The organism is Acidovorax sp. GW821-FHT10A04, from assembly GCF_059415825.1.
This window is the reverse complement of record NZ_JBWKNZ010000001.1, coordinates 939,663-952,317: the sequence shown is the minus strand read 5'-3', so window position 1 is coordinate 952,317 and position 12,655 is coordinate 939,663. Positions and strand designations below refer to the sequence as shown.

Below are 12,655 nucleotides of genomic sequence, written 5' to 3'. Positions count from 1 at the left end.
AAGGACGAAGGCGGCCGCCACACCCCGTTCTTCAACAACTACCGTCCTCAGTTCTACTTCCGCACGACCGACGTCACTGGCGCGATCGAGCTGCCAGCGGACAAGGAAATGGTCATGCCAGGCGACAACGTGTCGATCACCGTCAAGCTGATCAACCCCATCGCCATGGAAGAAGGCCTGCGCTTCGCCATCCGTGAAGGCGGTCGTACCGTCGGCGCCGGCGTCGTGGCCAAGATCATCGCCTAATAGCGTTACAGGGGTATAGCTCAATTGGCAGAGCGTTGGTCTCCAAAACCAAAGGTTGTAGGTTCGATTCCTACTGCCCCTGCCACCTGAACAGTGGCACCCAACAAGCCCGCCAGACCCTGGCGGGCTTCGGCGTCTTGGGCGACGCCGCGAATCGGAGCAGGAAACAATACACATGGCCACTTCCCAGGTTGAAACCGTCAATACCGGTGCAGACAAAGCCAAGCTTGCAGCTGTGGCCGCACTGGTCATTGCATCGGTCGCTGGCTTTTATCTGCTGAGCAAGCAGGGTGCGATTGCCCAGTGGGCCGCATTGATCGTCGGGCTGGTTGCTGCGGCTGCCGTGTTCCTGGTGTCAGAACCAGGCCGGCAGTTTGTCGCGTTTGCGCGCGAAGCCTGGCGCGAAGTGAAGAAGGTCGTCTGGCCGACCCGCAAGGAGACCTTGCAGATGACGGCTTACGTGTTCGCGTTCGTCGTCATCATGGCGCTCTTCCTGTGGTTCACCGACAAGACCCTCGAATGGGTCCTGTACGACCTGGTTTTGGGCTGGAGGAAGTAACGCCATGACAACCACCCCTGTGGACACCACCGGAGCCGAAGCTCTGGCCCCCGCAACGCCGGGCAATCCCGATCTGCGCTGGTACATCGTCCACGCCTATTCGGGCATGGAAAAAGCGGTCGAGCGCAACATCGTGGAGCGCATCGGCCGTTCGGGCATGGAGACCAAGTTCGGTCGCATCCTCGTTCCCACCGAAGAAGTGGTGGAAATGAAGAACGGCCAGCGCAAGACCACCGAGCGTCGCCTGTTCCCCGGCTACGTCTTCGTTGAAATGGTCATGGACGACGACACGTGGCACCTGGTGAAGCACACCAACAAGGTCACGGGTTTCGTGGGCGGTGCGAAGAACCGTCCCGCCCCCATCTCGGAAGACGAAGTGCAGAAGATCGTCAGCCAGATGCAGGAAGGCACCGAGAAGCCGCGCCACAAGGTGGAGTTCATGGTGGGCGAACTGGTGCGCGTCAAGGAAGGCCCATTCACCGACTTCAATGGTTCGGTGGAAGAGGTGAACTACGAGAAGAGCCGTGTACGGGTGTCCGTCATGATCTTCGGCCGCTCCACCCCGGTGGAGCTCGAATTCGGCCAGGTCGAGAAGACCTGAGCCCCAAGGTTTGGATGCCGCACCTTTCGGCTCGGTGCGGATGAAAGTGTCGTGAGTCGTTAACCCCGGGGAGCTGCGGCCACATGGCCAAGGCGTTATCACCCGCAAGGAGTAAAGCATGGCGAAGAAAATCGTCGGTTTTATCAAGCTGCAAGTCCCAGCTGGTAAGGCCAACCCATCCCCACCGATCGGCCCAGCACTGGGTCAGCGTGGCCTCAACATCATGGAGTTCTGCAAGGCATTCAATGCGCAGACCCAGGGCGTCGAGCCAGGCCTGCCATTGCCCGTGGTCATCACGGCTTTCGCAGACAAGAGCTTCACCTTCATCATCAAGACGCCGCCCGCGACGACCCTGATCAAGAAGGCCATCAAGCTCGACAAGGGTTCTTCGAACCCTCTGAAGACCAAGGTCGGCAAGATCACGCGCGAACAGCTCGAAGAGATCGCCAAGACCAAGATGAAGGACATGAACGCTGCCAACGTCGACGCCGCTGTGCGCACGCTGGCTGGCTCTGCACGCTCGATGGGCGTGACGGTGGAGGGTTTGTAAGATGGCCAAGCTGACCAAGAAGCAAAAAGCCCTGCAAGGCAAGGTCGACAGCACCAAGCTGTACGCTTTCGCTGAAGCAGTTGCGATCGTGAAGGAAGCCGCTACGGCCAAGTTCGACGAATCCATCGACGTGGCCGTTCAGCTTGGCATCGATGCCAAGAAGTCAGACCAGGTGGTTCGCGGCGCCGTGGTGCTGCCCAACGGTACCGGCAAGACGACCCGTGTGGCCGTGTTCGCCCAAGGCGCCAAGGCTGAAGAAGCCAAGGCCGCTGGCGCCGACATCGTCGGCATGGACGACCTGGCCGCCATGGTCAAGGCCGGTGACATGCCTTTCGACGTGGTGATCGCTGCCCCCGACGCAATGCGCGTCGTCGGTACGCTGGGCCAGATCCTGGGCCCACGTGGCCTGATGCCCAACCCCAAGGTGGGCACCGTGACGCCTGACGTCGCTACGGCCGTGAAGAACGCCAAGGCTGGTCAAGTGCAGTTCCGCGTGGACAAGGCCGGTATCGTGCACAGCACGATCGGTCGCCGTTCGTTCGACAACGACAAGCTGCAAGGCAACTTGGCTGCACTGATCGAAGCGCTGACCAAGGCCAAGCCTGCAACCAGCAAGGGTGTGTACCTGCGCAAGGTGGCAGTGTCCTCCACGATGGGCCTGGGTGTCCGCGTGGATACGCAGACCATCGCAGCGTAATTGCAAGAAATCTTCGGGCCGGCCTTCGGGGCGGCCCGATGTGGTGGGCTGGGGCTGCTTCGGTAGCCACAGGCCATCCAAGACCGTTGGTGCGCGAGGATGTCGCGCTTAAAGCCAGAAAAGGTGCCAACGCAGATGGCGATCCCGCTGCAGATGGAAAATTTTCCTGAACAGTTGGTCGCTGCAACAAGAGCGTGCACGAGGCAGTCGCCGAGTGCGCATTTTAAGGAGTAGACCTTGAGTCTTAATCGCAGTGAGAAAGAAGCGGTCATCAGTGAAGTGACCAGCCTCGCCGCTAAAGCTCAAACGCTTGTGATCGCGGAATACCGTGGCATCACGGTCGCCGACATGACCAAACTGCGTGTTGATGCTCGCAGCAAGGGCGTGACCCTGAGTGTTCTGAAGAACACCCTGGCTCGCCGTGCTGTGGCTGGAAGCGCATTTGACGTGGTGGCTGACCAGATGACCGGCCCGCTGATCTACGGCTTCTCCGAAGACGCTGTGGCCGCCGCCAAGGTGGTGGCCGATTTCGCGAAGACCAACGACAAGCTGGTGATTCGCGGTGGCGCTTTCGGTGGCAAGGCCCTGGATGTCAACGGCGTTAAGCAACTGGCCAACATTCCTTCCAAGGAAGTGCTGCTGGCTCAGATTTGTGGCTTGCTTATGTCCCCCATGTCGCGTACGGCCGTTGTGCTGGGCGCACTGGCGGCGAAAAAAGGCGAAGGCGCAGCCGCACCGGCCGCCGAACCTGTCGCGGCTTGATGGCCCGATAGATAACCAACAAAATTGTTAGGAAATAAAAATGGCATTCGATAAAGACGCATTTTTGACCGCTCTGGACAGCATGACGGTTCTGGAACTCAATGACCTGGTGAAGGCCATTGAAGAGAAGTTTGGCGTGAGCGCTGCAGCCATGGCTGCACCCGCTGCCGGCGGCGGCGGCGGTGCTGCTGCAGCTGCAGAAGAGAAGACGGAATTCAACGTGGTGCTGCTCGAAGCCGGCGCCAACAAGGTTTCCGTCATCAAGGCAGTGCGCGAAATCACCGGCCTGGGCCTCAAGGAAGCCAAGGACCTGGTGGACGGCGCTCCAAAGAACGTCAAGGAAGCTATTGCCAAGGCCGACGCCGAAGCAGCAGTCAAGAAGCTGGTGGAAGCCGGTGCCAAGGCTGAACTGAAGTAATTCGGTCCCTTGCAAGGGCTGGAGTGCTCCTCGCGGGCCTCCAGCCTTTGGCGCTTTCAGAGCGCACCCGAAAGCCGCATCCCCAAAGCGGTTTTCGAGTGTCTTCTGACAACCCCGACAGCAGAAGATACCTTGGTTCGGGTGATGTGCAACGCATCGCCGTCCGCCATGGTTGGTAGTGGCCAACCGCCAAGCCCGCAAGGAGGAGAGCCTTTGCGGGTCAGTCGTCGAAGACCCAGGACTCATGTCTTTGCCCGGAGATCTCATGGCCTATTCCTATACCGAACGCAAGCGAATCCGCAAAAGTTTCGGCAGCCGCGACAGCGTGCTGGAAGTTCCTTATCTGCTGCAGATGCAGAAGGACGCATACACCGCTTTCCTGCAGGCAGACAAAGCACCACAGAAACGAACCATTGAAGGTCTGCAGGCTGCCTTTGACGCTGCCTTCCCCATCGTCTCACACAACGGTTTTGTGGAGATGAAGTTCATCGAGTACAACCTGGCCAAGCCGGCTTTCGACGTGCGCGAGTGCCAGACCCGTGGTCTGACCTTCGCCTCGGCCGTGCGCGCCAAGGTGCAGCTCATCATCTATGACCGCGAGTCCTCGACGTCGCAGTCCAAGGTGGTCAAGGAAGTCAAGGAACAAGAGGTCTACATGGGCGAAGTGCCCCTGATGACCGAGAAGGGCTCCTTCATCATCAACGGCACGGAGCGCGTGATCGTTTCGCAGCTGCACCGTTCGCCTGGCGTGTTCTTCGAACACGACAAGGGCAAGACGCACAGCTCGGGCAAGCTGCTGTTCTCCGCACGCATCATCCCCTACCGCGGCTCCTGGCTGGACTTCGAGTTCGACCCGAAGGACATCCTGTACTTCCGCGTGGACCGTCGCCGCAAGATGCCGGTCACGATCCTGCTCAAGGCCATCGGCCTGAACCCCGAGTCCATCCTCGCGAACTTCTTCGTGAACGACAACTTCCGCATCATGGACAGCGGTGCGCAGATGGAATTCGTGTCCGAGCGCCTGCGCGGCGAAGTGGCGCGTTTCGACATCACCGACAAGTCGGGCAAGGTCGTGGTGGCCAAGGACAAGCGCGTCACCGCGCGCCACACCCGCGAACTGGAGCAGTCCGGCACCACGCACATCAGCGTGCCCGAAGACTTCCTGATCGGCCGCGTGGTGGCCCGCAATATCGTCGATACGGACACCGGCGAAATCATCGCCAAGGCCAACGACGAGCTGACCGAAGCGCTGCTCAAGAAGCTGCGCGTGGCCGGTATCCAGGACGTGCAGTGCATCTACACCAATGAGCTCGACCAGGGCGCGTACATGTCGCAGACCCTGCGCATCGACGAAACGGTGGACGAGTTCGCTGCCCGCGTGGCCATCTACCGCATGATGCGCCCCGGCGAGCCGCCAACGGAAGACGCCGTGCAGGCCCTGTTCCAGCGCCTGTTCTACAACCCCGACACGTATGACCTGTCGCGCGTGGGCCGCATGAAGTTCAACGCCAAGATCGGCCGCGACGAATCCACCGGCCCCATGGTGCTGTCCAACGAAGACATCCTGGCCGTGGTCAAGATCCTGGTGGACCTGCGCAACGGCAACGGCGAAGTCGATGACATCGATCACCTGGGCAACCGCCGCGTGCGCTGCGTGGGCGAACTGGCCGAAAACCAGTACCGCACCGGCCTGGCACGCATCGAGAAGGCCGTGAAGGAGCGTCTGGGCCAGGCCGAGCAAGAGCCGCTGATGCCGCACGACCTGATCAACAGCAAGCCCATCTCGGCTGCGCTGAAGGAATTCTTCGGCGCCTCGCAGCTGTCGCAGTTCATGGACCAGACCAACCCGCTGGCAGAAATCACGCACAAGCGCCGTGTTTCCGCCCTGGGCCCGGGCGGTCTGACCCGCGAACGCGCAGGCTTCGAAGTGCGCGACGTGCACGTGACCCATTACGGCCGCGTCTGCCCTATCGAAACGCCTGAAGGCCCGAACATCGGCCTGATCAACTCGCTGGCCCTGTACGCCCGCCTGAACGAGTACGGTTTCATCGAAACCCCGTACCGCCGCGTGGTGGACGCCAAGGTCACGAACGAGATCGACTACCTGTCGGCCATCGAAGAAGGCAAGTACGTGATCGCGCAGGCCAACGCCGTGCTCGACAAGGACGGCCGCCTGTCCGGCGACCTGGTGTCGGCCCGTGAAAAGGGTGAATCCATCCTGTGCGGCGCGGACCGCGTGCAGTACATGGACGTGTCTCCCGCACAGATCGTGTCGGTGGCTGCCTCGCTGGTTCCGTTCCTGGAGCACGACGACGCGAACCGCGCGCTGATGGGCGCCAACATGTCGCGCCAGGCCGTGCCTGTTCTGCGTCCCGAGAAGCCCCTGGTGGGCACGGGCATCGAGCGCGTGGCCGCGGTCGACTCCGGCACCGTGGTCACGGCCAGCCGTGGCGGCGTGGTGGACTACGTGGATGCCACCCGCATCGTGGTGCGCGTGAACGACGCCGAAGCCGTTGCCGGTGAAGTGGGTGTGGACATCTACAACCTCATCAAGTACCAGCGTTCCAACCAGAACACCAACATCCACCAGCGCCCCATCGTCAAGAAGGGCGACATGCTGGTCAAGGGTGACGTGATTGCCGACGGCGCATCGACGGACTTCGGCGAAATCGCCATCGGCCAGAACATGCTGATCGCCTTCATGCCCTGGAACGGCTACAACTTCGAAGATTCGATCCTGATCTCCGAACGCGTGGTGGCCGAAGACCGCTACACCTCGATCCACATCGAGGAACTGGTGGTCATGGCCCGCGACACGAAGCTGGGCGCGGAAGAAATCACGCGCGACATCCCGAACCTGTCGGAACAGCAGTTGAACCGCCTGGACGAGTCCGGCATCATCTACGTGGGTGCCGAAGTGCAGCCCGGGGATACGCTGGTCGGCAAGGTCACGCCCAAGGGCGAGACCACCCTCACGCCCGAAGAGAAGCTCCTGCGCGCCATCTTCGGCGAGAAGGCTTCCGACGTGAAGGACACCTCGCTGCGCGTGGACCAGGGCTCGCAAGGCACCGTGATCGACGTGCAGGTGTTCACCCGTGAAGGCATCCAGCGCGACAAGCGCGCCCAGCAGATCATCGACGATGAACTCAAGCGCTTCCGCCTGGACCTGAACGACCAGCTGCGCATCGTCGAGGCCGACGCCTTCGACCGTATCGAGAAGCTGCTCAACGGCCGCGTGGCCAATGGCGGCCCGCAGAAGCTGGCCAAGGGCACGAAGATCGACAAGGCCTACCTGGCCTCGGTGGAGAAGTTCCACTGGTTCGACATCCGTCCCGCCGAAGACGAAGTCGCCACCCAGCTCGAGAGCATCAAGAATGCCCTGGAGCAGACGCGCCACAGCTTCGACCTGGCTTTCGAGGAAAAGCGCAAGAAGCTCACGCAAGGCGACGAGCTGCCAGCGGGCGTGCTGAAGATGGTCAAGGTCTACCTGGCCGTCAAGCGCCGCCTGCAGCCTGGTGACAAGATGGCCGGCCGCCACGGCAACAAGGGTGTGGTCTCCAAGATCGTTCCGGTCGAAGACATGCCCTACATGGCCGACGGCACCCCTGCCGACATCGTGCTGAACCCCCTGGGCGTGCCTTCGCGGATGAACATCGGGCAGGTGCTCGAAGTCCATCTGGGCTGGGCCGGCAAGGGCATCGGCCAGCGCATCGGCGACATGCTGCAGCAGGAAACCAAGGCAACGGAAATGCGCACCTTCCTCGAAGAGGTGTACAACTCGCGCGGCCGCAAGGAAGACCTGTCGCAGCTGACGGACGAGGACGTGCTGGCCATGGCCCAGCATCTGACCGCTGGCGTGCCCTACGCGACCCCCGTGTTCGATGGTGCTTCGGAAGAAGAAATCATGGACATGCTCAAGCTGGCCTACCCGGACGACATCGCAGAGCGCAAGGGCCTGACGCCCACGCGCACGCAGGCCTACCTGCACGATGGCCGCACCGGTGACCGCTTCGAGCGCCCCACCACCATCGGCTACATGCACTACCTGAAGCTGCACCACTTGGTGGACGACAAGATGCACGCCCGTTCCACGGGTCCGTACTCCCTGGTCACGCAGCAGCCGCTGGGCGGCAAGGCCCAGTTCGGTGGCCAGCGTTTCGGGGAAATGGAAGTGTGGGCCCTGGAAGCCTACGGTGCAGCCTACGTGCTGCAGGAAATGCTTACCGTCAAGTCCGACGACGTGGTGGGCCGTACCAAGGTGTACGAGTCCATCGTCAAGGGCGAACACGCGATCGAAGCCGGCATGCCGGAATCGTTCAATGTGCTGGTCAAGGAAATCCGTTCGCTGGGCCTTGATATCGAGCTGGAACGCTCCTAAGCGGAAAAGGAAAGAGTCACTATGAAATCGCTACTCGACCTGTTCAAGCAATTCACGCCGGATGAGCACTTCGATGCCATCCGCATCGGCATGGCTTCGCCCGAGAAGATCCGTTCGTGGTCCTTCGGTGAAGTGAAGAAGCCCGAGACCATCAACTACCGCACGTTCAAGCCCGAGCGCGACGGCCTGTTCTGCGCCAAGATCTTCGGTCCCATCAAGGACTACGAATGCCTGTGCGGCAAGTACAAGCGCCTCAAGCACCGCGGCGTGATCTGCGAGAAGTGCGGCGTTGAAGTCACGCAGACCAAGGTGCGCCGCGAGCGCATGGGCCACATCGACCTGGCTGCACCCTGCGCGCACATCTGGTTCCTGAAGTCGCTGCCATCGCGTCTGGGCCTGGTGCTCGACATGACGCTGCGCGACATCGAGCGCGTGCTGTACTTCGAAGCCTATGTGGTGACCGACCCCGGCATGACGCCGCTGAAGAAGTTCAGCATCATGTCCGAGGACGACTACGACGCCAAGCGCAAGGAATACGGCGACGAGTTCATCGCCAAGATGGGCGCCGAAGGCATCAAGGACCTGCTGGAATCCATCGACATCGACCTGTCGATCGAGCGCCTGCGCGGCGACCTGACCGGCTCCGAAGTCAAGGTCAAGAAGAACGCCAAGCGCCTGAAGGTCCTGGAAGCCTTCAAGAAGTCGGGCATCAAGCCCGAGTGGATGGTGCTCGAAGTGCTGCCCGTGCTGCCACCGGACCTGCGTCCGCTGGTGCCGCTGGACGGCGGCCGCTTCGCGACCTCTGACCTGAACGACCTGTACCGCCGCGTCATCAACCGCAACAGCCGCCTGCGCCGTCTGCTGGAGCTCAAGGCCCCTGAAATCATCGCCCGCAACGAAAAGCGGATGCTGCAGGAAGCCGTGGACAGCTTGCTGGACAACGGCCGCCGTGGCAAGGCCATGACGGGCGCCAACAAGCGTGCCCTGAAGTCGCTGGCCGACATGATCAAGGGCAAGTCCGGTCGTTTCCGCCAGAACTTGCTGGGCAAGCGCGTGGACTACTCGGGTCGTTCCGTGATCACCGTGGGCCCAACGCTCAAGCTGCACCAGTGCGGCCTGCCCAAGCTGATGGCCCTGGAGCTGTTCAAGCCCTTCATCTTCTCGCGCCTGGAAGCCATGGGCATCGCGACGACGATCAAGGCCGCCAAGAAGGAAGTCGAATCCGGCACGCCGGTGGTGTGGGACATCCTGGAAGAGGTCATCAAGGAACACCCGGTGATGCTCAACCGTGCGCCTACGCTGCACCGCCTGGGCATCCAGGCGTTCGAGCCCATCCTGATCGAAGGCAAGGCCATCCAGCTGCACCCCCTCGTCTGCGCGGCCTTCAACGCCGACTTCGACGGTGACCAGATGGCCGTCCACGTCCCGCTGTCGGTGGAAGCGCAGATGGAAGCCCGCACGCTGATGCTGGCCTCCAACAACGTGCTGTTCCCCGCTTCGGGCGAACCCTCCATCGTCCCGTCGCAAGACGTGGTGCTGGGCCTGTACTACGCTACCCGCGACCGCATCAACGGCAAGGGCGAAGGCCTGATCTTCGCCGACACCGGTGAAGTGCAGCGCGCGTTCGACGCGGGCGAAGTCGAGCTGGCCACGCGCATCAACGTGCGCCTGACCGAATGGTCCAAGAACAAGGAAACCGGCGAGTTCGTGCCCGAGACCAAGATGGTGGAAACCACCACTGGCCGTGCCCTGCTGTCCGAGATCCTGCCCAAGGGCCTGCCTTTCTCGAACATCAACAAGGCGCTCAAGAAGAAGGAAATCTCCAAGCTCATCAACGTCTCCTTCCGCAAGTGCGGTCTGAAGGAAACGGTGGTGTTCGCCGACAAGCTGCTGCAAAACGGTTTCCGCCTGGCCACCCGCGCCGGTATCTCCATCTGCATCGACGACATGCTGGTGCCGCCCCAGAAGGCCGGCATCATCGAGCGCTCCGAGAAGGAAGTGAAGGAGATCGAGCAGCAGTACGTCTCGGGTCTGGTGACCTCCGGCGAGCGCTACAACAAGGTGGTGGACATCTGGGGCAAGGCCGGCGACGAAGTGTCCAAGGTGATGATGGCCCAGCTGTCCAAGCAGAAGGTCATCGACCGCCACGGCAAGGAAGTGGACCAGGAGTCCTTCAACTCCATCTACATGATGGCCGACTCCGGCGCCCGCGGCTCTGCCGCCCAGATCCGCCAGGTGGCCGGCATGCGTGGTCTGATGGCCAAGCCTGACGGCTCGATCATCGAGACGCCCATCACCGCGAACTTCCGCGAAGGCCTGAACGTGCTGGAGTACTTCATCTCCACCCACGGTGCCCGTAAGGGTCTGGCCGACACGGCGCTGAAGACGGCCAACTCCGGCTATCTGACGCGCCGCCTGGTGGACGTGACGCAGGATCTGGTCGTGACCGAAGAGGATTGCGGCACCGCCAATGGCTCGCTGATGCGCGCCATCGTCGAAGGCGGTGAAGTGATCGAATCGCTGCGCGACCGTATCCTGGGCCGCACCGCTGCCGAAGACGTGCTGCACCCCGAAACCCGCAAGGTGCTGGTGCCTGCCGGCGTGATGCTGGAAGAAGACCTCATCGAGGAAATCGAAGCCGCTGGCGTGGACGAAGTCAAGGTGCGCACGGCGCTGACCTGCGAAACCCGCTACGGCCTGTGCGCCAAGTGCTACGGCCGCGACTTGGGCCGCGGCGGCCTGATCAACCTCGGCGAAGCCGTGGGTGTGATCGCTGCCCAGTCCATCGGCGAACCCGGCACGCAGCTGACCATGCGTACCTTCCACATCGGTGGTGCCGCATCGCGCGCTGCCATCGCCTCGAGCGTGGAAGCCAAGTCCAACGGCGTGATCGGCTTCAACGCCACGATGCGCTACGTGAGCAACACCAAGGGCGAGCTGGTGGTGATTGCGCGTTCGGGTGAAATCATCATCCACGACGAGCATGGCCGCGAGCGCGAACGCCACAAGGTGCCTTACGGCGCCCTGCTGACGGTCAAGGCCGACCAGTCCATCAAGGCGGGCACGATCCTGGCCAACTGGGATCCGCTGACGCGCCCGATCATTACCGAGTTCGCCGGCCAGGTAAAGTTCGAGAACGTCGAGGAAGGCCTCACGGTTGCCAAGCAGCTCGACGAAGTGACCGGTCTGTCCACCCTGGTGGTGATCGACCCCAAGCGCCGCGGCGCTGCCAAGGTCGTGCGTCCGCAGGTCAAGCTGATCGATGCGCAGAACAACGAAGTGAAGATCCCTGGCACCGACCACTCGGTGACCATCGGCTTCCAGATCGGTTCGCTCATCCAGGTGCGTGACGGCCAGGACGTGGGCCCCGGCGAAGTGCTGGCGCGTATCCCGGTCGAAGGCCAGAAGACCCGCGACATTACCGGCGGTTTGCCCCGCGTGGCCGAGCTGTTCGAAGCCCGTACCCCGAAGGACAAGGGCACGCTGGCCGAGATGACCGGCACCGTGTCGTTCGGCAAGGAAACCAAGGGCAAGGTCCGCCTGCAGATCACCGACCCCGAAGGCCACGTGTTCGAAGAACTCGTGCCCAAGGAAAAGAACATCCTGGTGCACGAAGGCCAGGTGGTGAACAAGGGCGAGTCCATCGTCGACGGCCCGGCCGATCCGCAGGACATCCTGCGCCTGCTGGGCATCGAAGAACTCTCGCGCTACATCGTCGATGAAGTGCAGGACGTGTACCGCTTGCAGGGCGTGAAGATCAACGACAAGCACATCGAGGTGATCGTTCGCCAGATGCTGCGCCGCGTCGTGGTCGAGAACGTCGGCGAGTCGAACTACATCGGTGGCGAGCAGGTCGAGCGTTCCGAGATCCTCAACACCAACGATGCACTGCAGTCCGAAGGCAAGATCCCAGCGACCTACAGCAACCTGCTGCTGGGTATCACGAAGGCATCGCTGTCGACCGACTCGTTCATCTCGGCGGCTTCCTTCCAGGAAACCACCCGCGTGCTCACCGAGGCTGCCATCATGGGCAAGCGCGACGAGCTGCGTGGCCTGAAGGAAAACGTGATCGTGGGTCGCCTGATCCCTGCCGGTACCGGCATGGCCTACCACCAGGCGCGCAAGGCCAAGGACGCCATGGACGACGCAGAGCGCCGCGCCATCGCCGAAGCCGAAGCCGCTGAAATGGCTGCGTCCTCGTCGACGGACGACGCCACGGAAGTCGAAGGCAGCACCACCACCGCCACGGACGCTTCCGCAGACTGAAGCCAGGTGGCACCGGACAAGGAGACCCCAGCGATGCACAGTGCGGCGCATGGGGACCTGGTTCGGCGCCGTCCCGGGCTCTGAAGCGCTCCCGCCCTGTCCCCGGACAGGCCGGGAGCGTTTTTACTGGAGCGGCAGAGCGCTCCGGCTTTTTCCCGTTTTCTCTTTCTCGGCCACG

9 protein-coding genes and 1 tRNA gene are annotated in these 12,655 nt (G+C 62.1%); all 10 read left to right on the top strand.

The features are described 5' to 3' along the window. The coding region (locus AC07PF_RS04395) for an EF-Tu C-terminal domain-related protein (RefSeq protein WP_494610989.1) at positions 1-246 on the top strand (246 nt) is incomplete at its 5' end. Positions 247-255: 9 nt separating this feature from the next. Further along, positions 256-331: transfer RNA gene (locus tag AC07PF_RS04390), tRNA-Trp, on the top strand. Between the two features lie 90 nt (positions 332-421). Continuing rightward, complete coding sequence (gene secE / locus AC07PF_RS04385) at positions 422-805, top strand: preprotein translocase subunit SecE (protein WP_007850056.1); 384 nt, start codon at positions 422-424, stop codon at positions 803-805. 4 nt (positions 806-809) lie between these two features. Then, a complete protein-coding gene (gene nusG, locus AC07PF_RS04380) occupies positions 810-1,406 on the top strand; it encodes a transcription termination/antitermination protein NusG (protein WP_007850053.1) in 597 nt (198 codons plus the stop codon). A gap of 118 nt (positions 1,407-1,524) precedes the next feature. Further along, the gene (rplK, locus tag AC07PF_RS04375; RefSeq protein WP_007850051.1) at positions 1,525-1,956 is read left to right on the top strand and encodes a 50S ribosomal protein L11; all 432 of its coding nucleotides are present in this window, start codon (positions 1,525-1,527) and stop codon (positions 1,954-1,956) included. A gap of 1 nt (position 1,957) precedes the next feature. Next, complete coding sequence (gene rplA, locus AC07PF_RS04370) at positions 1,958-2,653, top strand: 50S ribosomal protein L1 (RefSeq protein WP_007850049.1); 696 nt, start codon at positions 1,958-1,960, stop codon at positions 2,651-2,653. Positions 2,654-2,890: 237 nt separating this feature from the next. Continuing rightward, positions 2,891-3,415 carry a 50S ribosomal protein L10 gene (rplJ, locus tag AC07PF_RS04365; RefSeq protein ID WP_007850048.1) on the top strand — a complete coding sequence of 175 codons (525 nt, stop codon included), beginning with the start codon at positions 2,891-2,893 and terminating at the stop codon, positions 3,413-3,415. Positions 3,416-3,455: 40 nt separating this feature from the next. Further along, positions 3,456-3,833, top strand: a complete 378-nt coding sequence (rplL, locus tag AC07PF_RS04360; RefSeq protein ID WP_007850046.1) for a 50S ribosomal protein L7/L12 — start codon at positions 3,456-3,458, stop codon at positions 3,831-3,833. A gap of 265 nt (positions 3,834-4,098) precedes the next feature. Continuing rightward, on the top strand, positions 4,099-8,211 hold the full coding sequence (gene rpoB / locus AC07PF_RS04355; protein WP_145694929.1) for a DNA-directed RNA polymerase subunit beta: 4,113 nt from the start codon (positions 4,099-4,101) through the stop codon (positions 8,209-8,211). Between the two features lie 21 nt (positions 8,212-8,232). Beyond that, entirely contained in the window at positions 8,233-12,477 is a 4,245-nt protein-coding gene (gene rpoC, locus AC07PF_RS04350) for a DNA-directed RNA polymerase subunit beta' (RefSeq protein WP_007850039.1), read from the top strand. Positions 12,478-12,655: the final 178 nt, after the last annotated feature.